21 protein-coding genes and 2 tRNA genes are annotated in these 24,267 nt (G+C 67.0%); 11 read left to right on the forward strand and 12 right to left on the reverse strand.

Annotation, left to right across the window (positions count from 1 at the left end):
- Positions 1-477 precede the first annotated feature (477 nt).
- The 3 genes from AC5P8Z_RS07785 to cysS are packed head-to-tail and all read right to left on the reverse strand — an operon-like array spanning position 478 to position 3,605.
- Entirely contained in the window at positions 478-1,725 is a 1,248-nt protein-coding gene (locus tag AC5P8Z_RS07785; protein ID WP_495228659.1) for an MFS transporter, read from the reverse strand.
- Entirely contained in the window at positions 1,722-2,174 is a 453-nt protein-coding gene (locus AC5P8Z_RS07790; RefSeq protein WP_495228660.1) for a SufE family protein, read from the reverse strand. Before AC5P8Z_RS07790 ends, AC5P8Z_RS07785 begins: the two co-directional genes overlap by 4 nt.
- Positions 2,175-2,228: 54 nt before the next feature.
- The gene (gene cysS / locus AC5P8Z_RS07795; protein WP_495228662.1) at positions 2,229-3,605 is read right to left on the reverse strand and encodes a cysteine--tRNA ligase; all 1,377 of its coding nucleotides are present in this window, start codon (positions 3,603-3,605) and stop codon (positions 2,229-2,231) included.
- A 188-nt stretch (positions 3,606-3,793) separates the two neighbouring features.
- Between cysS and AC5P8Z_RS07800 the strand changes: the two genes are divergently transcribed.
- From AC5P8Z_RS07800 to AC5P8Z_RS07850, 11 genes are all read left to right on the forward strand, one after another.
- Positions 3,794-4,357 (forward strand): glycine zipper 2TM domain-containing protein, encoded by a 564-nt coding sequence (locus tag AC5P8Z_RS07800; RefSeq protein WP_286072051.1) that lies wholly within the window; start codon positions 3,794-3,796, stop codon positions 4,355-4,357.
- Between the two features lie 319 nt (positions 4,358-4,676).
- Complete coding sequence (locus AC5P8Z_RS07805) at positions 4,677-5,687, forward strand: N-acetylornithine carbamoyltransferase (RefSeq protein ID WP_054172186.1); 1,011 nt, start codon at positions 4,677-4,679, stop codon at positions 5,685-5,687.
- A 62-nt stretch (positions 5,688-5,749) separates the two neighbouring features.
- Positions 5,750-6,946 (forward strand): argininosuccinate synthase, encoded by a 1,197-nt coding sequence (locus AC5P8Z_RS07810; RefSeq protein ID WP_164275604.1) that lies wholly within the window; start codon positions 5,750-5,752, stop codon positions 6,944-6,946.
- Between the two features lie 137 nt (positions 6,947-7,083).
- Positions 7,084-8,172 carry an acetylornithine deacetylase gene (locus AC5P8Z_RS07815; RefSeq protein ID WP_286069137.1) on the forward strand — a complete coding sequence of 363 codons (1,089 nt, stop codon included), beginning with the start codon at positions 7,084-7,086 and terminating at the stop codon, positions 8,170-8,172.
- 26 nt (positions 8,173-8,198) lie between these two features.
- The gene (locus tag AC5P8Z_RS07820) at positions 8,199-9,527 is read left to right on the forward strand and encodes an acetylglutamate kinase (protein WP_495228663.1); all 1,329 of its coding nucleotides are present in this window, start codon (positions 8,199-8,201) and stop codon (positions 9,525-9,527) included.
- Between the two features lie 3 nt (positions 9,528-9,530).
- Positions 9,531-10,133: a GNAT family N-acetyltransferase gene (locus AC5P8Z_RS07825; RefSeq protein ID WP_286069135.1), complete on the forward strand. Its 603-nt coding sequence runs from the start codon at positions 9,531-9,533 to the stop codon at positions 10,131-10,133.
- Positions 10,130-11,083, forward strand: coding sequence for an N-acetyl-gamma-glutamyl-phosphate reductase (gene argC, locus AC5P8Z_RS07830; RefSeq protein ID WP_286069134.1), 954 nt, complete (start codon positions 10,130-10,132; stop codon positions 11,081-11,083). The genes AC5P8Z_RS07825 and argC overlap by 4 nt, the downstream gene beginning before the upstream one ends.
- 20 nt (positions 11,084-11,103) lie before the next feature.
- Positions 11,104-12,399 carry an argininosuccinate lyase gene (argH, locus tag AC5P8Z_RS07835; protein ID WP_495228665.1) on the forward strand — a complete coding sequence of 432 codons (1,296 nt, stop codon included), beginning with the start codon at positions 11,104-11,106 and terminating at the stop codon, positions 12,397-12,399.
- Positions 12,399-12,662 carry a YciI family protein gene (locus tag AC5P8Z_RS07840; protein ID WP_049429612.1) on the forward strand — a complete coding sequence of 88 codons (264 nt, stop codon included), beginning with the start codon at positions 12,399-12,401 and terminating at the stop codon, positions 12,660-12,662. The genes argH and AC5P8Z_RS07840 overlap by 1 nt, the downstream gene beginning before the upstream one ends.
- An 11-nt stretch (positions 12,663-12,673) precedes the next feature.
- Positions 12,674-13,831, forward strand: coding sequence for a glutamate 5-kinase (proB, locus tag AC5P8Z_RS07845; RefSeq protein ID WP_295565021.1), 1,158 nt, complete (start codon positions 12,674-12,676; stop codon positions 13,829-13,831).
- Positions 13,828-15,099 (forward strand): glutamate-5-semialdehyde dehydrogenase, encoded by a 1,272-nt coding sequence (locus tag AC5P8Z_RS07850; protein ID WP_495228667.1) that lies wholly within the window; start codon positions 13,828-13,830, stop codon positions 15,097-15,099. The genes proB and AC5P8Z_RS07850 overlap by 4 nt, the downstream gene beginning before the upstream one ends.
- 79 nt (positions 15,100-15,178) lie before the next feature.
- Here the strand turns inward: AC5P8Z_RS07850 and pgaD are convergent, their stop codons facing one another.
- The 9 genes from pgaD to cydB form a co-directional block, all read right to left on the reverse strand.
- On the reverse strand, positions 15,179-15,649 hold the full coding sequence (gene pgaD, locus AC5P8Z_RS07855; protein ID WP_286069129.1) for a poly-beta-1,6-N-acetyl-D-glucosamine biosynthesis protein PgaD: 471 nt from the start codon (positions 15,647-15,649) through the stop codon (positions 15,179-15,181).
- On the reverse strand, positions 15,646-16,902 hold the full coding sequence (gene pgaC, locus AC5P8Z_RS07860) for a poly-beta-1,6-N-acetyl-D-glucosamine synthase (RefSeq protein WP_286069128.1): 1,257 nt from the start codon (positions 16,900-16,902) through the stop codon (positions 15,646-15,648). Before pgaC ends, pgaD begins: the two co-directional genes overlap by 4 nt.
- A 1-nt stretch (position 16,903) precedes the next feature.
- Positions 16,904-18,790, reverse strand: coding sequence for a poly-beta-1,6-N-acetyl-D-glucosamine N-deacetylase PgaB (pgaB, locus tag AC5P8Z_RS07865; RefSeq protein ID WP_495228669.1), 1,887 nt, complete (start codon positions 18,788-18,790; stop codon positions 16,904-16,906).
- A 1-nt stretch (position 18,791) separates the two neighbouring features.
- Positions 18,792-20,819 carry a poly-beta-1,6 N-acetyl-D-glucosamine export porin PgaA gene (pgaA, locus tag AC5P8Z_RS07870; protein WP_495228671.1) on the reverse strand — a complete coding sequence of 676 codons (2,028 nt, stop codon included), beginning with the start codon at positions 20,817-20,819 and terminating at the stop codon, positions 18,792-18,794.
- A gap of 342 nt (positions 20,820-21,161) precedes the next feature.
- Positions 21,162-22,367 carry a CynX/NimT family MFS transporter gene (locus tag AC5P8Z_RS07875; RefSeq protein WP_495228673.1) on the reverse strand — a complete coding sequence of 402 codons (1,206 nt, stop codon included), beginning with the start codon at positions 22,365-22,367 and terminating at the stop codon, positions 21,162-21,164.
- 220 nt (positions 22,368-22,587) lie between these two features.
- Positions 22,588-22,664 (reverse strand) — tRNA-Pro (locus tag AC5P8Z_RS07880).
- A gap of 140 nt (positions 22,665-22,804) precedes the next feature.
- Positions 22,805-22,881: transfer RNA gene (locus AC5P8Z_RS07885), tRNA-Pro, on the reverse strand.
- A gap of 55 nt (positions 22,882-22,936) precedes the next feature.
- The gene (cydX, locus tag AC5P8Z_RS07890; protein WP_286069123.1) at positions 22,937-23,053 is read right to left on the reverse strand and encodes a cytochrome bd-I oxidase subunit CydX; all 117 of its coding nucleotides are present in this window, start codon (positions 23,051-23,053) and stop codon (positions 22,937-22,939) included.
- A gap of 54 nt (positions 23,054-23,107) precedes the next feature.
- Positions 23,108-24,259 (reverse strand): cytochrome d ubiquinol oxidase subunit II, encoded by a 1,152-nt coding sequence (gene cydB, locus AC5P8Z_RS07895; protein WP_495228675.1) that lies wholly within the window; start codon positions 24,257-24,259, stop codon positions 23,108-23,110.
- Between the last annotated feature and the right edge of the window lie 8 nt (positions 24,260-24,267).

The following is a 24,267-nucleotide window of genomic DNA, read 5'->3' on the forward strand; positions in this document are numbered from 1 at the left end:
CCGAGCCCATGCTCGGCTCGGTCCGAAGGCGGAGGGTAGGGAAAAGCAAGGGCAAGAACAGCCAAGCAGGGCTTGGCTCCGCCAGGAGCGGTCATGCGTGGGCTCGCGGCTGTGTTGGGTCCGCCTTGTAGCGAGCCGAGCACCGCAGGCGAATCAGGGGCGAAGAGGCGCCGCCGTTCGAGCGCAGCGAGTTCGGCACCATCCCCTGATTCACCGACGAGCACAGGGCACCGGCGCACAGCGCCGGCTCGCGGATGGCCGCGTGTTTCTTGGGTGACTTTCTTGATGGCGCACATCCATGTGCGCCACCCTGCGGGCCGGCTGCGCCGTTCCGCGCTGCTCCTGCAGCACGGTGCGCGCGCAAGGAAAGTGACACCCCGCCGCGGTCGCGGAAAGAGCCAGGCGGGCATGGCCCGGCGCTACCGGTACGTGAGCGCACGGAAATGCGCAGCCGAGCATGGGCTCGGCTCTACAGGTTCACTGCAGGTCGCGAAGATTCAGTTTCCGCAGCGTCGGGTTCTTCCACGCGGTGATCCCGGCCACGCTCAGCACCGCGAACCCGCCCAGCACCACCGCCGGTACCAGTCCCAGCAGACGGGCCATGGTGCCGGCATAGAACGCGCCCAGCTCGTTGGACGAACTGATGAAGATGCCGTTGATCGACGATACCCGCCCGCGCATTTCTTCCGGCGTAGCCAATTGCAGGATGGTCGAGCGGATCACCACCGAGACGCCATCGAACGCGCCGTAGAACAGCAGGATCAGCGCCGACAGCCAGAAGTGCTGCGACAGCCCGAAGCCGATCACGCACAGGCCGAACCCCGCCACCGCGAACAGCAGCACGCGGCCGGCATTGCGGTGCAGCGGGTGGCGCGCCAGCCACAGGCCCACGCACACCGAACCCAGCGCCGGCATCGCGCGCAGGATGCCCAGGCCTTCCGGGCCGTGGTGCAGGATCTCGTGCAGGAACGCCGGCAGCATCGCCACCACGCCGCCCAGCAGCACCGAGAACATGTCCAGTGCCATCGCCCCGACCATGATCCGGTTGCCGACCACGAAGCGCGCGCCTTCAGCGATGCTCTTGAAGATCGGGGCGGCCGGGCCGGTATGCACCGGTTCTTCCACCTTCAGCGTGGCCAGGCAGGCTATCGCCACCAGCGCGAAGCCCGTGGCCACCGCGTAGGACAGGCCCTTGCCGCCGAAGCCGACCAGCACGCCGCCCAGCGCCGGGCCGGCGACCATGCCGGCCTGGAACACCACGGCGCCGAGCCCGGCGCCACGTGCGAACTGGTCGCGCGCCAGCACGCGGGCGAACAGCGCGTTGTAGATGGGCGAGAGGAACGCACGGACCATGCCGGTCAGGGCGATGGCCGCATAGATCGGCCACACCCCTTCAAACGGCAGCCACCCGGTGGCAACGCCGGTCAGCACCAGCGCCGTGGCGATCAGCCCGGAACAGGCGACCATGCCCAGCCGGCGGCGCGGCAGGTGGTCGACCAGATAGCCGGCGAACGGCGCCACGCAGAAGAACGGCAGTACCTCGGCCAGGCCGACCAGGCCCAGCGAGAACGGATTGCGGGTGACTTCGTAGATGTGCCAGCCGACGGTGACCGCAACCACCTGGTAGGACAGCATCGCGAAGATGCGGTAGGCCAGCAGCTTGGCGAAACCGGGCCGGGACAGCAGGCCCAGCGCGGTGTCTTCGGCTGTGGCAGGCTCGCTCACGACGGATCGCGCTGCAGCTGGGCCTGCGCGGTCTCGCGGATGAAGGCCAGCATCGCCGCCACGCCGTTGCTGCGGGTGGGTGACAGATGGCGGGCCAGCCCGATGTCCTGGATGTAGCTGGGCTCGGTATCCAGGATTTCCTGTGCCGAGCGCCCGGAGTACACGCGCAGGGCCAGGAAGATCAGTCCGGAGACGATCGCCGAGTCGCTGATGGCGTGGAAGCGCAGCGACTGCGCGTTGCCTTCCGGCATGATCCAGACCATCGACTGGCAGCCCAGCAGGCGGTGCTCTTCGGTCTTCCATTCGTCCGGGAAGGCGGGCAGCTTGCGGCCGAGGTCGATCAGGTACTGGTAGCGCTCGGACCAGTCGCCGAAGAAGCCGAATTCCTCGGCGATGGCGGTCTGGGCCTCGGCGGCGGTGGGTTCAAGCGGGAACGGGGAGTCGGTCACAACAGTCTCTACGGTGGGGGCGTGGCCGGCGGACCGGCCACGGGGCAGGGCAGGTCAGCCGCGCTTGCGCGACCACCGAACGCCCTGCGGGGTGTCATCCAGCACGATGCCTTCGGCGGCCAGCTGGTCGCGGATGGCGTCGGCACGGGCGAAGTCGCGCGCCTTCTTGGCCGCTGCGCGTTCGTCGATTAGGCTCTGGATGCGGGCATCGTCACCCTCATCGCCGGCGGCGGTACCGAACCACTGCGCCGGATCGGCCTGCAGCAGGCCCAGCGCCAGGCCTGCACCGAGCAGCTCGCCCTTCAGGCGCGCCTGTTCGGCCGGATCGGTGGCACGACGCGCCTCGGCGGCGATGCGGGCCACTTCGGCCAGCGCCTGCGGGGTGTTCAGGTCGTCATCCAGGGTCGCCTCGACGCTGGTCGGGATCACCGCGCTGGCTTCGATCGATGCCAGCTCGCGCAGCGTGCCGTACAGGCGGTCCAGGGTGCGCACCGACTGCTCGATCAGGCCGTCGGACCAGTCCAGCGGCTGCCGGTAATGGGCCGACAGCAGGGCCAGGCGCAGCGCCTCCGGCGGATGCTGGCGCACCAGGTCATGCACGCGCTCGATGTTGCCCAGCGACTTGCTCATCTTGGCGCCGCCGAAGTTGAGCATGCCGTTGTGCAGCCAGTAGCGGGCAAAGATCCTGCCGCCATGGGCGCATTCGCTCTGCGCGATCTCGTTCTCGTGGTGCGGGAACTGCAGGTCGACGCCGCCGGCATGGATGTCGATGGTCTCGCCCAGATGGGCGGCGGCCATCGCCGAGCATTCGATGTGCCAGCCCGGGCGCCCACGGCCCCACGGCGATTCCCAGCCGGGCAGGTCGTCGGTGGAGGGCTTCCACAGCACGAAATCGCCGGGATCGCGCTTGTAGGGGGCGACATCGACACGGGCGCCGGCCAGCATCTCTTCCGGGTCGCGGCGTGACAGCTTGCCGTAGCCGTCGAAACTGGCCACCGCGAACAGCACGTGGCCCTCGGCGGCATAGGCATGGCCGTTGGCGATCAGCTGCTCGATCATGGTGATGATCTGCGGCATGTGTGCGGTCACTTCCGGCTCGATGTCCGGCGGCACCACGCCCAGCGCGGCCATGTCTTCACGGTAGGCGGCGGCGAACTTGTCGGTGATGGTGCTGATCGGCACCCCCTGCTCGTGCGCGGCGGTGTTGATCTTGTCGTCCACGTCGGTGATGTTGCGGGCGTAGCGCAGTGCGCCGAAACGCCGCCGCAGCAGGTCGGCCAGCACCCCGAACACCACCGGGCCGCGGGCGTTGCCGATGTGCACGTAGTTGTAGACCGTGGGGCCGCACACATACAGGGTCGGACAGGCCGGATCGAGCGGGGTGAACGGTTCGAGCTGGCGAGTCAGGTTGTTGTGCAGGCGCAGGGTCATGGGGCTGTGGCTGGGGGACAAGCCTGTGATTTTAGAACGTGTCGGCCCCCTTTGGGGACGCCGATTGCCACCGGTGGACGCCGGCTCCACCCAAGGTGGGGTGGGCAGGAGCGGCGTGGACGGGTAATGTTCAGCCCCTTGCGCTCGTCACTGCCTACACTATTGCCGTGTCCTTGCTCCCGTCGCCACTGAAATCCACCGCGTTGCTGACCCTGGCCTGCCTGTCGGCGACGGCCGCCGTGGCCCAGGCGCAGGAGGCCGAGCCGCGCAACCGGGTGGTGATCGTCGAGAACGTGAAGTTCGACTATGCGCAGGTGCTGAACGTCGAGCCGGTGTTCCAGACCCTGCGCGCGACCCGCACCGAGGAGCATTGCGAGCCGATCTCGACCCGTACCCTGGCCCCGGTCAACGTGACCGGTGAAGAGCCGGCCGAGGACAAGGGCCGGATCAGCCGCTTCTGGGACTCGGTGCGCTCGATGTTCAAGCGCAGCGATGAAGAGGTCTCCGAGGAGACCGCCGCCGAGACGCCTGCCCCGGCACCGGCCAACAACGGTCCGATGCTGACCCGCGACTGCCGCATCGTGCCGGTGGGGCGTGAATTCCGCCGGCCGATCGCCTATGACGTGGATTACGTCTACAAGGGCACCAAGTACCGCTCGCGGCTGCCGGAAGACCCCGGCAACCGGCTGAAGATCCGGGTCTCGATCACCCCTTGGGTGGGCCCCGAGCAGGGTGCCGCCGGCAATCCCTGATTCCGTGGCCCCGGCCCCTTGCGCCGGCCCCGGCCGCATGCAAAGATTGTCGGCCATGAAGCTCACCGACTTCCAGCACGACAGCAGCGCAGCCCGACAGGCGTCGGGCATGACCTCGCGTGCCCGTCGACCGGAACCCCACATTCTCGCTGGGTAACCGGAGCTTTTTGCTGTTCGTCCGAAAAAAACCCAGCCCGCCGGCTGGGTTTTTTCGTTTACGCGTTCTGAAAGCTGCAACTGCAATCTTTTCGTTCCACCTTTGCTTCCTGCTTTTCCCTTCCACCGCGCCGGACCCGGCGCTGCCACGCAAGGAAAGATGATGTCCCCCAAGCACTTCCTGAACACCCAGGACTGGAGCCGCAGCGAACTTGACGCGCTGCTGACCCAGGCCGCGCTGTTCAAGCGCAACAAGCTCGGCGACCAGCTCAAGGGCAAGTCGATCGCGCTGGTGTTCTTCAACCCGTCCATGCGCACCCGCACCAGCTTCGAACTGGGCGCGTTCCAGCTCGGCGCCCACGCCGTGGTGCTGCAGCCGGGCAAGGATGCGTGGCCGATCGAGTTCAACCTCGGCACGGTGATGGATGGCGATACCGAAGAGCACATCGCTGAAGTGGCCAAGGTGCTGGGCCGCTACTGCGACATCATCGCCGTGCGCGCGTTCCCCAAGTTCATCGACTGGGCCTACGACCGCCAGGACATCGTCCTCAACAGCTTCGCCAAGTACTCGCCGGTGCCGGTGATCAACATGGAGACCATCACCCACCCGTGCCAGGAACTGGCGCATGTGATGGCCCTGCAGGAGCACTTCGGCACCCAGGACCTGCGTGGCAAGAAGTACGTGCTGACCTGGACCTACCACCCCAAGCCGCTGAACACCGCCGTGGCCAACTCGGCGCTGACCATCGCCACCCGCATGGGCATGGACGTGACCCTGCTGTGCCCGACCGCCGACTACATCCTGGATGACCGTTACATGGGCTGGGCCGAGCAGAACGTGGCCGAGAGCGGTGGTTCGCTGAAGATCAGCCATGACATCGACAGCGCCTACGCCGGCGCCGACGTGGTCTACGCCAAGAGCTGGGGCGCGCTGCCGTTCTTCGGCAACTGGGAGCCGGAAAAGCCGATCCGCGACCAGTTCAAGCACTTCATCGTCGACGAACGCAAGATGGCGCTGACCAACAACGGTGTGTTCAGCCATTGCCTGCCGCTGCGCCGCAATGTGAAGGCCACCGACGGCGTGATGGATTCGCCGCAGTGCATCGCCATCAACGAAGCCGAGAACCGCCTGCACGTGCAGAAGGCGATCATGGCCGCGGTTGCCGGGCGCTGATTTTTTTTCGATTCAATCATTTCCGCCGGCACGGCCCGGCGCTACCAGGACATACCCTCCCCATGAGCAACAAAGACGTCGTTCTCGCCTTCTCCGGCGGCCTGGATACCAGCTTCTGCGTGCCGTACCTGCAGGAGCGTGGCTACAACGTGCACACCGTGTTCGCCGACACCGGCGGCGTGGATGATGAAGAGCGCGATTTCATCGAGAAGCGCGCCGCCGAACTGGGCGTCACCAGCCACGTCACCGTCAACGGTGGCCCGGCCATCTGGGAGGGCTTCGTCAAGCCGTTCGTGTGGGCCGGCGAAGGCTACCAGGGCCAGTACCCGCTGCTGGTGTCGGACCGTTACCTGATCGTCGATGCCGCGCTGAAGCGTGCCGCCGAACTGGGTACCAACATCATCGCCCACGGCTGCACCGGCATGGGCAACGACCAGGTCCGCTTCGACCTGGCCGTGAAGGCGCTGGGTGACTACCAGATCATCGCGCCGATCCGCGAGATCCAGAAGGAACACACCCAGACCCGCGCCTACGAGCAGAAGTACCTGGAAGAGCGCGGCTTCGGCGTGCGCGCCAAGCAGCAGGCCTACACCATCAACGAAAACCTGCTGGGCGTGACCATGTCCGGCGGCGAGATCGACCGCTGGGAAGCCCCGGGCGAGGGTGCGCGTGGCTGGTGCTCGCCGCGCAGCGAGTGGCCGGAACAGGCCCTGACCGTCACCCTGAAGTTCGTCGAAGGCGAGGCCGTTGAACTGAACGGCAAGGCGCTGCCGGGTGACCAGATCCTGGCGCAGCTCAACAAGCTGTTCGCCCCCTACGGCGTTGGCCGCGGCGTCTACACCGGCGACACCGTGATCGGCCTGAAGGGCCGCATCGTGTTCGAGGCCCCGGGCCTGGTCTCGCTGCTGGCCGCGCACCGCGCGCTGGAAGATGCGGTGCTGACCAAGCAGCAGAACCGCTTCAAGCCGGATGTGGCGCGCAAGTGGGTGGAGCTGGTGTACGAAGGCTTCTACCACGATCCGCTGAAGACCGACATCGAAGCGTTCCTGAAGTCCTCGCAGGCCAAGGTCAACGGCGAAGTGGTGCTGGAAACCCGTGGTGGCCGCGTCGACGCGGTGGCGGTGAAGTCGCCGCACCTGCTCAACACCAAGGGTGCCACCTACGCGCAGTCGGCCGACTGGGGCGTGGAAGAGGCCGAAGGGTTCATCAAGCTGTTCGGCATGAGCTCGACGCTCTTTGCTCAAGTCAACCGTGGTTGACTTGAGCACGAGCCCGCGCATTTCACCTTAACCCTGCGCCTTCGGCGCGCCCCCTTCAACAAGAAGGGGGCTCTCCACCAGACGTGCTCCGGTAGCGCCGGGCCATGCCCGGCGGAATTCCACAGGATTGTTGATTCATGCTTGAACAGACGCTCGATCACCTGCAGGCGCTGGTGTCCTTCGACACCCGCAACCCGCCGCGTGCGATCACCACCGGTGGCATCTTCGATTACCTGCGCGCGAACCTGCCCGGCTTCAACGTCGAGGTGATCGATCACGGCGCCGGTGCAGTCAGCCTGTATGCCGTGCGCGGAACGCCGAAGTACCTGTTCAACGTGCACCTGGACACGGTGCCGGACTCGCCGCACTGGAGTGCCGACCCGCATGTGATGCGGCGCCTGGACGACCGTGTGGTCGGCCTCGGCGTGTGTGACATCAAGGGCGCGGCCGCTGCACTGGTGGCTGCGGCCAATGCCAGCGATGGTGATGCCGCGTTCCTGTTCTCCAGCGATGAGGAGGCCAACGATCCGCGCTGCATCGCCGCGTTCCTGGCCCGCGGCATTCCGTACGAAGCGGTGCTGGTGGCCGAGCCGACCATGAGCGAAGCGGTGCTGGCGCATCGTGGCATCAGCTCGGTACTGATGCAGTTCGCCGGCCGCGCCGGGCATGCCTCGGGCAAGCAGGATGCGGCTGCCAGCGCGTTGCACCAGGCGATGCGCTGGGGCAACCGCGCGCTGGACCATGTCGAAGCGCTGGCCTCGGCCCGTTTCGGTGGGCTGACCGGCCTGCGCTTCAACATCGGCCGCGTCGAAGGTGGCATCAAGGCCAACATGATCGCGCCGGCTGCCGAAGTGCGCTTTGGTTTCCGGCCACTGCCGTCGATGGACATCGACGCGTTGCTGGCCACCTTCGCCGGTTTCGCCGAACCGGACGCCGCGCTGTTCACCGAGACCTTCCGCGGCCCCAGCCTGCCGGCCGGCGACATTGCCGAAGCCGAGCACCGCCGGCTGCTGGCGCGCGACGTGGCCGACGCGCTGGACCTGCCGATCGGCAACGCGGTGGACTTCTGGACCGAGGCCTCGCTGTTCTCCGCCGCCGGCTACACCACGCTGGTGTTCGGCCCGGGCGACATTGCCCAGGCCCACACCGCCGATGAGTTCGTGACGCTGGACCAGCTGCAGCGCTACACCGACGCCGTGCACCGCATCATCGCCGCCGGCGCCTGATTCTTTCCTATTCCGACGAAACCGAAATGTCTCCTGCCCTCCAGCCCCACCGCCAGACCCGCCAGACCATCGTGCGCCTGCTTTCCAGCATGGCCAGCGCGAAGGAGATCAGCCAGTACCTCAAGCGCTTCTCGCAGCTGGACGCCAAGCGCTTCGCCGTGGTCAAGGTTGGCGGCGCGGTGCTACGCGACGACCTCGACGCGCTGACCTCCTCGCTGTCGTTCCTGCAGGAAGTCGGGCTGACCCCGATCGTGCTGCACGGTGCCGGCCCGCAGCTGGATGCCGAGCTGTCGGCAGCCGGCATCGAGAAGCAGACCGTCAACGGCCTGCGCGTGACCTCGCCGGAAGCGTTGGCGATCGTGCGCCGGGTGTTCCAGCAGTCCAACCTGCGCCTGGTCGAGGCGCTGCAGCAGAACGGTGCGCGCGCCACCTCGATCACCGGTGGCGTATTCGAGGCCGAGTACCTGGACGTAGATACCTACGGTCTGGTCGGCGAGGTGAAGAAGGTCAACCTGGCGCCCATCGAGGCCAGCCTGCGTGCCGGCTCGATCCCGGTCATCACCAGCCTGGGTGAAACCGCCGGTGGCCAGATCCTCAACGTCAACGCCGACTTTGCCGCCAACGAGCTGGTGCAGGAACTGCAGCCGTACAAGATCATCTTCCTGACCGGGACCGGCGGCCTGCTGGACGAGGCGGGCAACGTGATCGATTCGATCAACCTGTCCACCGAGTACGACCACCTGATCGCGCAGCCTTGGATCCACGGCGGCATGAAGGTGAAGATCGAACAGATCAAGGACCTGCTCGATCGCCTGCCGCTGGAATCGTCGGTGTCGATCACCCGCCCGGCCGACCTGGCCAAGGAACTGTTCACCCACAAGGGCTCGGGCACGCTGGTGCGCAAGGGCGAGAAGGTGCTGCGCGCCACCGCCTGGAACGAACTGGACCTGCCGCGCCTGAAGGGCCTGATCGAATCCAGCTTCGGCCGCACCCTGGTGCCGGACTACTTCGAGAAGACCAAACTGCTGCGCGCCTATGTCAGCGAGAACTACCGCACCGCGGTGATCCTCACCGATGAGGCCGAAGGCGTGTACCTGGACAAGTTCGCCGTGCTCGACGACGCGCAGGGTGAAGGCCTCGGTCGTGCGGTCTGGAACGTGATGCTGGAGGAAACCCCGCAGCTGTTCTGGCGCTCGCGGCATGGCAACCCGATCAACCATTTCTACTACGCCGAATCCGATGGCTGCTACAAGCAGGATCAATGGAAGGTGTTCTGGTTCGGTGCCGATGGCATCGATCGCATCCGCACCTATGTCGACCACTGCGCCAAGCGCACACCAAGCCTGCAGGGCTGAGCGATGAGCAACCCCGACGCCTGGAATTCGGTACCCACCCTGCGCGGCCAGCACGTGATGCTGCAGCCGCTGCAGATGGAACACGTGCCCGGCCTGCGTGCTGCGCTGGACGGCAGCGGCCTGAACCAGCTCTGGTATACCCAGGTGCCGTCGCCGGAGCGGGCCGAGGCCTATGTGCAGGCCGCGCTGCAGGCGCAGGCCGAGGGCAAGGTGCTTCCGTTCGTGATCTGCGATGCCGCCGGTGAGATCATCGGCAGCACGCGCTTCTACGACATGGATGCGAGCGTGCCGAAACTCAGCCTCGGCTACACCTGGTACACGCCGCGCGTGCAGCGCACCGGGGCCAATACCGAAGCCAAGCTGTTGCTGCTGCAGCACGCCTTCGAAACGATGGGTTGCATCAGCGTGGTACTGGAAACCAGCTGGTTCAACGCCACTTCGCGCACCGCCATTGCCCGCCTCGGCGCGAAGCAGGATGGCGTGCTGCGCAACCATAAGCGGCACGCCGACGGCACGCCGCGCGACACCGTCATCTTCTCCATCATCGATGCGGAATGGCAGGGCGTGAAGCGCCACCTGCGATACCGCCTGGACAGCCACGCATGAACGATTCGACTTTCACCCTGGGCATCGTCGGTGCCCGCGGCCATACCGGCGCCGAGCTGATCAAGCTGGTGGCCGCCCATCCGCGACTGGAACTGGCCTTCGTGTCCTCGCGCGAACGCGCCGGGCAGCGCCTGTCCGATCACCATCCGGAATTCCAGGGGGAACTGCAGTACGAGAACCTCGACGCCGATGCAGTGGCTGCCAAGGGCGTGGATGCGGTGATCCTGGCCCTGCCCAATGGCCTGGCCGCGCCGTTCGTGGCCGCGCTTGAGGCAGCGAAGCCGGACACCGTCATCGTCGATCTCTCGGCAGATTACCGCTTCGACAACAGCTGGTACTACGGCCTGCCGGAGCTGACCCGTGGCCGCTACAACGGCCAGAAGCACATCAGCAACCCGGGCTGTTATGCCACCGCCATGCAGCTGGCGGTGCATCCGCTGCTGGACCTGCTGGCCGGTCCGCCGCAGTGCTTCGGTGTCTCCGGCTACTCCGGTGCCGGTACCACGCCGTCGGACAAGAACAACGTCGAACTGCTGGCCGACAACCTGATGCCCTATGCGCTGGCCAACCACGTGCACGAGCGCGAAGTCTCGGTGCAGCTGGGTGTGGCGGTCGAGTTCATGCCGCACGTCGCCCCGCATTTCCGTGGCATCACGCTGACCGCCAATCTGTGGCTGAACCGGGTGCAGACCCGCGAGCAGATCGTCGAGCGCTTCCAGCAGGCCTATGCCGGTGAACCGCTGATCGAGGTGGTGGATGAAGCGCCGTGGGTCAGCCGCATCGCCGGCCGCCATGGTGCGCAGGTCGGTGGCTTCACCCTGGCCCCGGGCGGCAAGCGCGTGGTCGTGGTGGCAACGCTGGACAACCTGCTGAAGGGCGCGGCCACCCAGGCCATGCAGAACCTCAACCTTGCGCTGGGCATCGACGAACTGACGTCGATCCCGCACTGAACCCGCCTTCCGGAGCCCCCATGGCAGACCTTCTTTGGCAGAAGCCCGGCGTCGCCGTCGACGCACAGATCCAGACCTTCCTCGCCGGCGACGACGTGATCCTCGATCGCGAGTTCTTCCTGCACGACATTGCCGCCAGCGCCGCGCATGCGCAGGGCCTGCAGCACATCGGCATCCTCAGTGCCGACGAGCTGGCTGGACTGCAGCGCGAACTGGAGGCGCTGGCGCAGGACTTCCGCGAAGGCCGTTTCGTGCTGGACACGCAGTACGAAGACGGTCACTCGGCCATAGAGGCACGCTTGACCGAACGCCTCGGTGATGCCGGCCGCAAGATCCACACCGGCCGCAGCCGCAACGACCAGATCCTTGTGGCCACGCGCCTGTGGCTGAAGGAGAAGCTGCAGCGCCTGGCCCAGGTCAGTACCGACGTGGCCAAGGTCGCGCTGGACCGTGCACAGGCCGAGAAGGATCTGCCGATTCCCGGCTACACCCACATCCAGCGGGCCGTGGTGTCCTCGGCCGGCATGTGGTGGGCGGGCTGGGCCGAGGCCTTCATCGACAACGCCATCCGCGCCCGCGACACCCACGCGCTGGTCGACGCCAACCCGCTCGGCACCGCCGCCGGCTACGGCGTGAACCTGCCGTTGGACCGCGAGCACACCACGGCGGCGCTCGGTTTCGCGCGCATGCAGATCTCGCCGATCTACGCGCAGCTTTCGCGCGGCAAGTTCGAGCTGGCTGCGCTGGAAGCGCTCGGTGGCGCCACGCTGGACCTGCGCCGCATCGCCTGGGACCTGTCGCTGTTCACCAGCGCCGAGTTCGGCTTCGTCGCGCTGCCGGCTCAGTACACCACCGGCAGCTCGATCATGCCCAACAAGCGCAACCCGGACGTGATCGAGCTGATGCGCGCAACCCACGCCAGCGTCGCCGCCGCACGCACCGAGATCGAGCAGCTGCTGTCGCTGCCGTCGGGCTACCACCGGGATCTGCAGTCGTCCAAGGGCGCCATCTTCCACGGCTTCGGCCGCGGCCTGGCCGCGCTGGAACTGCTGCCGGCCTTGCTGGCCAACCTGGAATGGCGCGACGAGAAGCTGCGCGCAGCGATTGATTCGGGCATGTACGCCACCGATGTAGCCGTGGAGGCCGCGGTAGCCGGCGTGCCGTTCCGAGAGGCCTACAAGGCTGCTGCGGCCGGTGCCGACAGTGCAGGGCAGGGGCGCACGCCGGAAGGCAGCCTGGCCGCTCGCGTGTCGCCGGGCTCGGCGTCCGACCTGCGCCTGGATGAACTGCGTGCGCGCTGGCAGGCGCTGGCCTGATGGCGGCCACCGTCTATCTGGTGCTGGCGATGCGCCGGCCCGATTTCAACGCCGCCGCGGTGCAGCCGCACCGTGACTTCCTCGAGGCGTTGCAGGCACAGGGCAAGCTGCAGCTGACCGGCGGTTTCGCCGATGGCAGCGGTGGCGCCTACGTGCTGTGCAATGTCGAGAGCCTGGCGCAGGCGCAGGCCATCGTCGCCACCGATCCGCTGGTGACGATGCAGGCCTCCGACCTGACCGTGCACGAATGGAACACCCGCTGAGGCCCTGACCGATGACCCTGCATGCCAGCCACGTCGCTTCGCCGTTCCCGGAACAGGCGCTGCCGCCGTGGCGGCGTGCGGTGCTGAAAGTCGGCAGCAGCCTGCTGGCGGCCGATGGCGGCGGCCTGTCACCACGCCATGCGCTGGGCCTGGCCCAGTTCGTCTCGGCCAATGTGCTGGCCGGGCGCGAGGTGGTGATCGTGTCATCCGGCGCGGTCGCTGCCGGGCGCGCGATCCTGCCGCGGGCCGATGAGCCGGGCGCGGCGATGGCGGCGCGGCAGGCGCTCGCGGCGCTGGGCCAGGCCCAGCTGATCGGGCTCTGGCAGCGCTTCTTCGAACGTCCGGTGGCGCAGGTGCTGCTCACCCACGACGACCTGCGCAACCGTCGCCGTTACCTCAACGCCCGCGCTACCCTCAATGAACTGCTGCGGCTGGGCGCGTTGCCGGTGGTCAACGAGAACGACACCGTGTCGGTGGACGAACTCAAGCTCGGTGACAACGACAACCTGGCTGCAACGGTAGCGGCACTGGTGGATGCCGATGCGCTGTTCATCGCCACCGACATCGATGGTCTGTACAGTGCCGACCCACGCACCGTGGCCGACGCAAGGCCGCTGCACGACGTCGCGGAATTGAATGATGAAGTGCTGGCGATGGCGGGCGGCGCGGGATCACGCGCCGGTACCGGTGGCATGCGCACCAAGCTGGAAGCGGCGGCCAAGGCGGGCCGCCTCGGAATCGAGACCTACCTGTTCAACGGACGCAGTGGGGAGGTGGTGCGCGCGCTGGCACAGGATCGCCTGTTCGGCACCCGCATCCACGCTGCGCGCAGCCGCGAGGCCGCACGCAAGCACTGGCTGCGGCACGCGCCGCTGGCGGAAGGGGCGATCATGATCGATGCTGGTGCGGCACAGGCGATGCGTGAAAAGGGCGCCTCGCTGCTGCCCGGTGGCATCACCGGCGCAGAGGGTGACTTCCGCCGCGGCGACATGGTCCAGGTGTGCTGGACCGCATCGCACGGCCGCGTCTGCGTGGCGCGTGGTGTCAGCCAGTACGCGGCCGACGACGTGCGCCGCATCGCTGGCCGCCATTCGCGCGACATCCAGGCCGTGCTCGGCTACAACTATGGCGGCAGCGTCGTCCATCGTGACGACCTGGTACTGCCATGACCGCAATGAAGGACATCCCGATGAGTGACATCGAAGCGCAGGCCCGCGCCTGCCGTGACGCGGCCCAGGTGGTTGCGGGGCTCGACAGCGACGCCCGGCGCGCGCTGCTGCTGGGCATGGCCCAGGCGCTGGAAGTAAACGCAGGGTTGATCCTGGCCGGCAACGCGCGCGATCTGGCGGCCGCGCGCGACAACGGCGTGGGTACTGCCATGCTCGATCGCCTGGCACTGGACCCGCCGCGCCTGTTCGCGATGGCCGAAGCGGTGCGCGAAGTGGCGGGGCTGCCCGATCCCGTTGGCCAGGTCACTCGCGATGACGTGCGCCCGAACGGGATCCGCGTGCAGAAGGTGCGCGTGCCGCTGGGCGTGATCGCGATGATCTACGAGGCGCGTCCGAACGTGACCGCTGAAGCCGCCGCGCTGTGCCTGAAGGCTGGTAATGGCGTGATTCTGCGTGGCGGTTCCGAAGCGATCCATTCCAACACCGCCATCGCCCAGGCGCTGGCGGGCGCACTCAAGGCCAACGGCGTGCCACCGGCCGCCGTGACGGTGCTGACCGACCTGCGCCGCGAGGCGATGCTGGATCTGCTGCAGCTGCACGAGCTGATCGACCTGGCGATTCCGCGCGGCGGCGAAGGCCTGATCCGTTTCGTCGCCGAACACGCACGGGTGCCGGTGATCAAGCACTACAAGGGCGTCTGCCATCTGTTCGTGGATGCCAGTGCCGACCTCGGCAAGGCCATCGACCTGCTGGTGGACGGCAAGTGCAGCCGTCCGGCGGCCTGCAATTCACTGGAGACCCTGCTGGTACACCGTGATGTGGCGGACACGTTCCTGCCGCGCGTGGCGCAGGCGCTGGGCGAGCGCGGCGTGCAGCTGCGTGCCGACGCGGCTGCGCAGCCGCTGCTGCCGGGTAGCAACGCAGCCACCGATGCGGATTACGCCGCCGAGTTCCTGGATCTGGTGCTGGCCGTGCGGGTGGTCGACGATCTGGACGCCGCCATCGCCCATATCCGTACCTATACCTCGGACCACACCGAAGTGATCGCGACCGAAGACGCCGGCCACGCCGAGCGCTTCGTCAACGCGCTGCGCTCGGCGGTGGTGATGGTGAATGCCTCATCGCGCTTTTCCGATGGCGGCCAGCTGGGCCTGGGTAGCGAGATCGGCATTTCCACCACGCGCCTGCACGCCTATGGCCCGATGGGGTTGGAAGCGCTCACCGTCGAGCGTTTCGTGGTGCGTGGCGAAGGCCAGACGCGTGCATAAGTAGATCCACGCCATGCGTGGATGCTCTGCGCCGCAGGCCACGGTGCCGACCAAGGGCGGCACCCACCGCGCTGTCGGGCTACACCACCTCGCGGCGGATGCCCACCGGCCGCGCATGCTCGTCCATGTGCAGCGTGGCGGACTTGCAGCCCAGCAGCCGCTCGGCCAGCCCGGTGCTGGCGCCGAGATCGGCGGCCACTTCATTGAGGCTGGCCAGCGGGCGTGGCTGGCGCCGGTCGTGGCCACGGAACCGCGCACGGTTGTACTCGGCCCAGCCGATCAGCAGCACGCTTGCACACAGCAGCATCAGCGGCAGCGCGACCAGCACGTAAGGATCGAACTGGTTCTTGCGCTCGTACAGCTGCTGCCAGGCCAACTGCCCGCCGATCAGCCACGAGAGCAGGGTCACCAACGGCGCCCACAGGTAGAAGTAGAACCCCCAGAACGCCAGGGTGACGAAGCCCCAGGCGGTGCGCTGGAAGCGCGGTTGATGATGCGGCTTGCGGATCATCCGCGAGTCGAAGCGGTTGGACGGGTGGTGGGCGTTCATCGGATCCCCCGGTCAGGGCTGGTCCAGGTGGCGCGCTTGCTGCGACGGCGCAGCAGGGTCTTGGGAAGCGCCACCAGGGTGGTGGAAAGGCTGATCAGCCAGTACGCCATGGGGTACCAGATGACCCAGAAGTAGTTGCGTCCAATCTGTGTTTCGTAACGACGGTCGATGATCAGGCTGCTGGCGAACTGCAGCAGGCAGACCAAGGCCAGGATCACGCCATGCCATTGCGGCAGCAGGCTGGCGATGTGCAGCTGCGGGGGGAGTTCGACAAACTTGCCCAGCGCCCACAGCACCACGATGAACAGCATGCTGTAGGCCCAGATCACGCTCAGAACGTACTCCAGAAGCACGCCCCACATGCGCCGTTCTTGCCAGTGCAGCAGCGAGCGCGCGTGCCGCAGCATCACCTCAACGCCGCCCTGCGCCCAGCGCAGTCGTTGCCGCCACAGGCCCTTCAGCGTTTCCGGCATCAGGATGAAGCACAGTGCGTTGGGTTCGTAGCGGATGTCCCAGTGCGCGCGCTGCAGGCGCCAGCTGATGTCGATGTCTTCGGTCACCATGTCATCCGACCACCAGCCGACCTGGTGCAGCGCGGTGCGACGGAAGCCGGCGATCACCCCGGAGATCGTGAAGATGCGCCCGTAGACGCGCTGTGCGCGCTTGATCATGCCGATGATCGAAGAGAACTCGGCCACCTGCAGGCGCCCGAGCAGTGTTGAGCGGTTGCGGATGCGCGGGTTGCCGGTGACCGCGCCGACCCGGTTGCCGCTGACCAGATGCCAGACCATCCAGTGCAGAGCGTGCTCCTCCAGCATCGCATCGCCATCGATGCACACCAGGTATTCCGAACGCGCCGCCAGTGCGCCCATGCGCAGCGCATTGGCCTTGCCAAGGTTGCGGTCCAGGTGCAGCACGCGCAGCCGCGGATGCCTCGCCGCCAGCACGTCGAGCCGGGCACCGGTGTCGTCGCTGCTGCCATCATCGATGGCGATCACCTCGTAGTCGGCCGGATAGCGCTGCGCCAGCGCCGCCCCCAGGGTGTCGTCCAGGTTCTCGGACTCGTTGTGGCAGGGAATCAGCAGGCTCGCGAACGGTGGGTCGACCATCAGCGGAGGATCATTGCGCGGGCGTGAATGGCGTTCACGCCGGAAGTAGTAATACAGCCCGCCCGACATCCAGAAGAACGCCATCACCATCGGGTAGTAGAAGGCGAACTGGAACAGGACCTGCAGCAGCGGATGCATGTCCATGTCACTTCTCCGGGTACGGGAAGTTGCCGGCGGACATGGCCGCGCGGGCATCATGGGTGGAGGGCTGGTCGGCGATGAAATCATCCGGGTACCAGGCGAAGTGATGCACCCCCTGGGCCTGCAGCCGGCGGATCTGCGCGCGCAGGCGTTCGGCGGGAATCGGCTGGCCGGTGCGCCAATCCACGGTCTGCAGTTCGAACAGGGTGTGCTGCAGCTGGGGGTCATGCGCGCGCACCGCGGCCAGCAGCTGGTCCAGCCAGCGCTCGGGGTGCTTGCTGCCCTCCATCCACGGCATCGCCATCAGCGCGGTCTGGTCGTAGGCCTTGTTGAACAGGTCCAGCCGCTGTGCGAACCAGGCCTCGCTCTGCGGGCGCAGCACCGGCTCGGCATACAGGTTGCGTACCGTCGCCAGCTTCGGTCGCCAGCGCTGTGCGCTGTCGCGCAGGGCCAAAGTGAAGTCGATCAGCGCCTGGGTGCGTGCGCTGCCATCTCCGCCGGCCGCCAGCGCCGGCAGCTCGGTGTCGCGCAGGTAGCCATCATCATGGAACAGCAGGCCTTCGAAGTAGGAATTGACTGCCAGGTCCTCGTAGATGTCGAGCATGATCTGGCGCGCTTCCGGCTTGGTGAAGTCCAGCCGGTACATGCCGTCAGGATCGCCGTTGTGGATCGCCAGCGCTTTGCGCTGTACCGGGTCGGGCAGCTCGAAACCCAGCACCGGCAGCCACGCATACACTTTCACGCCCGCGCGTGATTTCAGCTGCCAGGCGACACGGCTGAACAGGTCCGCGCGCATCGGCATGTGCCGGTTGGGGAAGTACAGTGCGTCGGCGGTGTTGTTGCCGTCCGGGTCGGCGAAGGCCTGCAGATAGACGTGGGTGGGTGAGATGCGCTTGGTCCGTTCGACAAGTGCATCGAGGTTGCGCGCCTGCTGTGCCGGGTCCGGGTCATACACATCATCCAGGTCGACCTGCAGCGCACGGATGCCATCGAGTGCAACATCGCGGCGCAGCTCGAAGGCCAGCCCCTCCACGGTCGGGTTGTCGCTCACCAGGAAACGCGCCAGCCCGTGCAGGTCGCTGGCCACCGGTGTGCTGCGGCCTTCCAGATCGAAGGACACCGGCATGCCCAGCTGCTCGGCGATGTCGTTGCTCAGCTGGTTGTACGCGGCGTAGGGCCAGACGATGGCGCGCGGGCGCACGCCCAGGTGCTGCTGGATGCGCTGCACGCTACGGCCGAGATCGGCGCGCAGGCGCTGCTCGTATTGCGCCTCGCTTTCGTAGCTGTGCGTGGCCGGGCTGTAGATGCGGGTGACCACCGCCGGCGTCGAGTTGCCCTGTGGATTGGCAAGCACGCCGTGGTGCAGATCGTCGGTATGGCTGGCCACTTCGATCAGGCCACTGTCGTGCATCTGCTTCAGCTGCGCCCAGGTAACGAAGTCGTCGTGGCCGAACGGCCGGTAGCCATAGTCGATGGTGCGACCCGGTGCCATGTCCACGTAATCGGTGATCACCGCCACCAGCGCCGGGTAGTGGTAGGCCTGCAGCAGCGGGAACGCTTTGTCGTAGACGCTGCGCAGGCCGTCGTCGAAGGTCAGCAGCACGGGCTTTGGCGGCAGCGTGGCGCGCCCCTGTGAGGCGTCGATCACCTGCGACAACGACACCGGGTGATAGCCGTGCGCACCCAGCCAGTCCAGGTGCGCGGCGAAGTTCTGCGTGCTCACCGCGTAGGTATCGGCGTCGCCCTTGGCCGCGACCTGGTCGCGGATGTCGTGGTAGCTGAGGATCAGCAGGCCGTTGTCAATGGCATCGAGATGCAGGGCCTGCTGGGCGAACGCCGGCGGCGCGGCAGACAGCAGCAGGAGCACGATCAGTCGCAGGATGCGGGCCATGTCACTCTCCCCAGCGCAGTGCGGCTTCGAAGCCGATATGACGCTCGCGGTGGCCGTCGTAGACCGGCCGCGACCAGCGCACGCCGTACTCGAACACGCGGCCCTGGCCCAGCTGCCATTCGTGCATGTAGGACACCGAAGGGACCAGCGCGCTGCCGAAGCCATCCTGCCAGTAGTCACCCAGTGAAACCGTCAGCCGGTGCCGGAAGTGGCGTTCGTAGTGCCGCCACAACTGCTGGTCGATGCGCAGCCCGATCTCGACCATGCGGTCGCGTTTCGGGTTGAAGTACGGTGCGTCGTCGCGGCTGCCGCGGCTGGTGTAGGCACTGGCGAGGCCATCGACCAGCCAGCGCGGACGGGTCAGCAGGCGCTGTTCAACGCTGGTGCTGAACAGTTCGCGGTGGTTGCCGTCGTCGTAGCGGAAGCGGCTGGCGCCGAACATCCAGTGGGTCAGCTCGCTGCGCCGGTAGTCCACCTGCGCGCTCACGCTGTCAGCGGTGATGCCGGCCACGCGCGCCTGCATCGAGGCGTCCGGATCGTTGCGTACAGCCACCAGCCCGGCGTGCCAGTAATCGTTGAATTGCCAACCGACACCGAGACGAAGACCGGTATCGCCGATGTGATCGTTGGCGCGAAACACCGCTGCTTCTGCATCCAGTCGTCCGAAACGGTAGCGCACGCCGGCACCCAGCCACAGCGGATCGATGCGCTGGTCCTGGAAATCGACCGTGCGGCGGTCGGCGAAGGCGAACAGCCGCCAGCGGTCATCCAGCAACGGCGTTTCCACCTCAAGACCGTAATGGCGGTCGTTGTTGCCCAGTGGCGAGGTGCCACCGCCGCCCGAGCTGCGGCCGATATCCGTCCATGCCTTCACGTGCCAGCCGCGATGCGCGCGCCACGCCTGGTCCATGCGTTCGACTGCCGGTTGGGTGGGATAGCGCGCGACCAGATCGTCGTGCAGCGGCCGTGCCAGGTCGTCGCGCTGCAGGGCGACGTAGGCCTCCGCCATGCCCAGCCGCGGTTCGATGTCGCGCGGGTCCAGCGCGTGCGCCATCTGCTGCCGCTGCAGCGCCCTGCGCGGCCAGCCGCGCATCATGTACACGCTGCCCAGTGCGCTCTGCAGGCCGCCGTTGCCCGGTGCGATGTCGACCATCGATTCCAGGTCGTGCTGTGCGGTGCGCAGGTCGCCGCTGTAGGCGCGCACCATTGCCAGGTTCAGGTCGGCCTCGTAGCGCGACCAGTTCGCATACGGGGACTTGCCGTTGCTCCAGCGCCATGCGGGTTCCTTGTCGCGCCATGCCTGCAGCAGGTCGATGGCCTTTTCCTGCTGTTCGCTTTCCAGGTAGGCGTACGCCAGCTCCGAGTGCGAGGCATCGCGCGAGGGATCGCCGGCGACGGCTGCCTGCAGCACCGGAATCGCTTCCTCCGGGTGCAGCGTGCCCATCAGCGAATCGCCTACTGCGGGCAGCACGTAGTCGGGCAGGGTGTGGCCTTCGGCCTGCAGTGCCCGGGCTTCCTCGCGCACCTGCGCGTGGCGCCCCAGGCGGTTGAGCAGGATCAGGCGGTCCATGCGGATGCGCAGCGGCGCCTGTGCCGGCGGTGTACCTTCGCTGCCGAGGTAGCGCTGCATGCGTGCCAGGGTCGATTCAGCCTCTTCCAGGCGGCTGTCCTCGCTGCTGCTGTAGGCCAGGCTCCACACCACCAGCTTGGCCAGGTAGTCGCCCTCCAGGCGTTGCTTCTGGGCAGCATCGAACAGCTGCGGACGCTGCTGGTACAGCGCCCATGCGCGCCAGGCATTGCCGATGTCGCCCAGGGTCAGCACGCGCAGCTTGAACAGCAGATCGTCGTTGGGCTGTTGCTGGCTGGCACGCTCGATGGCGCCCAGCGCATCCAGCCATCGGGCCTGGTCGCGGTAGCGGCCGATCTCGGCCAGGGCCGCCTCGCGATCGGGCGGGGCAGCGCCGCTGGCCCAGGCCAGGGCGGAGCAGGCAAGGCCGACGCAGAGCGCCAGCCGGCGGTGGACAACCATTGGGGACCCCCTTGGCTTCCGAACCAGACAACCTGAAAAATGTGACGCACATCACATGCCAGATTTTGGAGTGGCCGTGGCCTGCGTCACTCCCCTCGCGAACTCCCATCCAGCAGGGATGGGCGAAACCAGGACAGCGACCTGCAATGTCTTGTCTGAAACGAGAGTCCCCCGCGCACCGAGTGGTGGCCTGGGCGGCGCTGCCGCCCCCATGCCCGATGCCGGCACGCGGCAAGGATGGGCATTCGTGGGCACTATCCGCCCGGAATTGTCAGCCCGGCGTCAAAATGCGCAAACGGGCTGACGAGCGGTAGGTGGGGCCGGTTGCTGGCCCCATGCGGCTTACCAGAGGTCTTCCAGCTTGCGCGGCTTGCAGGCCACCCAGGAAGCGCACAGCATCAGGGTGGCGCAGCCGAACAGGAAGCTGAACGGGATCGTCCAGCCGTCGCTGACGGTGTGCAGCCAGCCGACCAGGAACGGCCCCAGGCAGCTGAAGCTGTAGCCCACACCCTGCATGAACCCGGACAGCGCCGCCGAGCCGGTGGGGGTGCGGGTACGCAGGTTGATCAGGGTCAGCGCCAGCGGGAAGGTGGACGGACCGACGCCGAGCAGGCAGGCCCACAGCAGCGGAGCCTTCATCGGCGCCAGCAGCAGGCCGGTGAAGGCGATCACGAACGAGAAGAAGCCGATCAGCACCAGCGGGAACGGGTTCTGCATGCGAACCGCCATCGATGGGATGACCAGTGAAGGCAGCAGGCCCAGCGCCGAGAACACCGCGACTATCACGCCACCGAAGGCGGGCGTGCCACCGGCCTCGACCACGATGCGCGGCAGCCAGGTGAACATTGAATACGTCATCAGCGAGGTCATGCCGAACATCAGCGTCATGCTCCAGCCCAGCGACGTGCGCCAGACCTTGCCATGCGGCTGCGCGGTGGGGTCGCTGGCGTCGGCCTGCGGCTTCGGCGCGCGCTTGGCCAGCACCAGCCAGGGCAGTGCGGCGGCCAATGCCAGCAGCGCCCACATGCCCAGCGACACACGCCAGCCGGCAGCGTTGGCCATCGGCACCGCGAGCAGCGCCGGCAGCATCGTGCCCAGCTGCAGCACGCTGATGTAGAGCGTACTCATGGTGCCGACCTTGTTGGCGAAGTAACGCTTCACCAGCGGCGGCACCACCACGTTGCCGATGCCCATGCCGGCCAGCGCCAGCACCGAACCCAGCAGCAGCGTGCCGACGTTGCCGGCGCTGGAACGCAGCAGCAGGCCGGCCATCGCCATCACCATCGCCAGCAGGGTGGTGCGCTCCAGGCCGAGGCGCCGCGCCAGTGCCGGCGTGGCCACGCCGAACAGCGCGAACGAGGCGGTCGGCAGCATGCCCAGCACACCGGTCATGGTGGTGCCGAAACCGAACTGCTGGCCCAGTACGTCGAGCAGCGGCGTGATGGAGGTGACTGCCGTGCGCAGGTTGATCGCGGCAAGCAGGATCGCGGCGAAGGCGAGCAGGCGCCCGTGCAGCAGCGACGGCGAATCGGCAGTGGAGGAACTCATCGGTGGTCCTTGCAGGTGTCGCACGCCTGAGCAATGGCATGCAGCGCCGGCATCGGTCTACGCCGAAGCGGCAGGTGGGGGAGTGGCTGCGGGCAGGCCGGCAGCGCGGCCATTGTACGTGTGCGGTCCGGCAAGGTCCCGTCATGCGGGCGTGCCGGGCGCTGGATACAAAAAAACCCGGAGGACTGTCGTCTTCCAGGCTTCTTGGTGACCACCGAAGTGGTCGGGGAGACAGGATTCGAACCTGCGACCTCTACGTCCCGAACGTAGCGCTCTACCAGACTGAGCTACACCCCGAAGGGAGCCGCCTATTCTAGCGATTCACCCCGATGGCGGCAAGGGGTAAATGCTGTTTTCTTCACACTGCCGAAGCAGTGCCACTTCAGGGAACAAAAAAGCCTGGACGACTTCACCAGGCTTCAATGCGACCACGTGAGTGGTCGGGGAGACAGGATTCGAACCTGCGACCTCTACGTCCCGAACGTAGCGCTCTACCAGACTGAGCTACACCCCGAAGGAGCCGCCTAAGATACCGTGTGAAGGCCAAGGCGGCAAGGTTTTTTTACGGCTCAGCGGCGATTTTCCTTCTCGACGCGGTTCTGCTCGCGGGCTTCGAACCACATGCCGTTGAGGATGGCCACCGTCGAGGCGAGGCCGGCACCGAGAATCCAGGCGAAATACCACATGGTCGATCTCCTTTGTTCAAGGGGTGTGCCGGCCGTGGGCCGGCACACCGTCAATCAGTAAGCGTTCGGGTTGTTGCCCATCTCTTCGGTGGTGGTCTTGCCCTTCAGTACGCGGTACACCCAGGTGGTGTAGGCGAGGATGATCGGCAGGAACACCGCCGTGGCCAGCAGCATGATCCACAGGGTCAGGTGGCTGGACGAAGCGTCCCACACGGTCAGGCTGGAGGTGGGCTGGCTCGAGGACGGCAGCAGGAACGGGAAGATGGCGAAACCGACGGTCAGGATGATGCCGGCGATGGCCGCACCGGAAGCGATGAAGGCCAGCCCGCCGCGACGGGCACGCAGCAGCACCGCACTGGCCAGCAGGCCGGCCAGGCCCAGCAGCGGTGCCAGGATCGTGGCTGGCATCGCGCTGTAGTTGCGCATCCAGCCACCGGCGGCGCCGAGTTCGGCGGTCTTCAGCAACGGATTGGTGGCGCCATCGGTAACCACCTGCGAGGTGATCTGGTAACCCGGCAGGCCGAAGGCCACCCAGGCACCGCCCACTGCGAACAGCACGAAGGCGATGATCGCGGCGATGCTGCCGAAACGGGCTGCACGTTCGGCCACCGGGCCCTCGGTCTTCAGGACCAGCATGGCGGCACCGTGGGCGACCAGCATCGACACGCTGAGCAGGCCGGCCAGCAGCGCGAAGGGCATCAGCAGGCCGAAGAACGAGCCGGTGTAGAAGATGCGCATGCTGTCATCGAAGTGGAACGGCACGCCCAGCACCACGTTGCCCACCGCCACGCCCATGATCAGCGCCGGAATGAAGCCACCGATGAACAGCGCCCAGTCCCAGGTGTTGCGCCAGCGTTCGTTGGGCATCTTGCTGCGGAACTTGAAACCGACCGGACGCAGGATCAGCGCGAACAGGATCACGAACATCGCCAGGTAGAACCCGGAGAAACTGACCGCATAGAGCGGCGGCCAGGCGGCGAAGATCGCGCCGCCGCCCAGGATCAGCCACACCTGGTTGCCTTCCCACACCGGGCCGATGGTGTTGATCACCAGCCGGCGCTCGGCGTCGTTGCGGGCGACGAAGGGCAGCAGGGTGCCCACGCCCAGGTCGAAACCATCCATCACGGCGAAACCGATCAGCAGGATGCCGAGCAGCAGCCACCAGATCACGCGCAGCGTCGTGTAGTCCAGAAGAATGAAATCCATCTTGGTTC

Source organism: Stenotrophomonas sp. YJH_SMC_17, from assembly GCF_059371655.1.

Bases quoted from the DNA above. Each gene is read 5' to 3' on its own strand.
- cysS (WP_495228662.1), bottom strand. From the start codon at position 3,605: ATGACCCTGCGCCTGCACAACAACCTGACTCGCCAGCTCGAACCGTTC.
- AC5P8Z_RS07805 (WP_054172186.1), top strand. From the start codon at position 4,677: ATGTCCCCCAAGCACTTCCTGAACACCCAGGACTGGAGCCGCAGCGAA.
- AC5P8Z_RS07810 (WP_164275604.1), top strand. From the start codon at position 5,750: ATGAGCAACAAAGACGTCGTTCTCGCCTTCTCCGGCGGCCTGGATACC.
- AC5P8Z_RS07815 (WP_286069137.1), top strand. From the start codon at position 7,084: ATGCTTGAACAGACGCTCGATCACCTGCAGGCGCTGGTGTCCTTCGAC.
- AC5P8Z_RS07820 (WP_495228663.1), top strand. From the start codon at position 8,199: ATGTCTCCTGCCCTCCAGCCCCACCGCCAGACCCGCCAGACCATCGTG.
- AC5P8Z_RS07825 (WP_286069135.1), top strand. From the start codon at position 9,531: ATGAGCAACCCCGACGCCTGGAATTCGGTACCCACCCTGCGCGGCCAG.
- argC (WP_286069134.1), top strand. From the start codon at position 10,130: ATGAACGATTCGACTTTCACCCTGGGCATCGTCGGTGCCCGCGGCCAT.
- argH (WP_495228665.1), top strand. From the start codon at position 11,104: ATGGCAGACCTTCTTTGGCAGAAGCCCGGCGTCGCCGTCGACGCACAG.
- AC5P8Z_RS07840 (WP_049429612.1), top strand. From the start codon at position 12,399: ATGGCGGCCACCGTCTATCTGGTGCTGGCGATGCGCCGGCCCGATTTC.
- proB (WP_295565021.1), top strand. From the start codon at position 12,674: ATGACCCTGCATGCCAGCCACGTCGCTTCGCCGTTCCCGGAACAGGCG.
- AC5P8Z_RS07850 (WP_495228667.1), top strand. From the start codon at position 13,828: ATGACCGCAATGAAGGACATCCCGATGAGTGACATCGAAGCGCAGGCC.
- pgaD (WP_286069129.1), bottom strand. From the start codon at position 15,649: ATGAACGCCCACCACCCGTCCAACCGCTTCGACTCGCGGATGATCCGC.
- pgaC (WP_286069128.1), bottom strand. From the start codon at position 16,902: ATGGACATGCATCCGCTGCTGCAGGTCCTGTTCCAGTTCGCCTTCTAC.
- pgaB (WP_495228669.1), bottom strand. From the start codon at position 18,790: ATGGCCCGCATCCTGCGACTGATCGTGCTCCTGCTGCTGTCTGCCGCG.
- pgaA (WP_495228671.1), bottom strand. From the start codon at position 20,819: ATGGTTGTCCACCGCCGGCTGGCGCTCTGCGTCGGCCTTGCCTGCTCC.
- AC5P8Z_RS07875 (WP_495228673.1), bottom strand. From the start codon at position 22,367: ATGAGTTCCTCCACTGCCGATTCGCCGTCGCTGCTGCACGGGCGCCTG.
- cydX (WP_286069123.1), bottom strand. From the start codon at position 23,053: ATGTGGTATTTCGCCTGGATTCTCGGTGCCGGCCTCGCCTCGACGGTG.
- cydB (WP_495228675.1), bottom strand. From the start codon at position 24,259: ATGGATTTCATTCTTCTGGACTACACGACGCTGCGCGTGATCTGGTGG.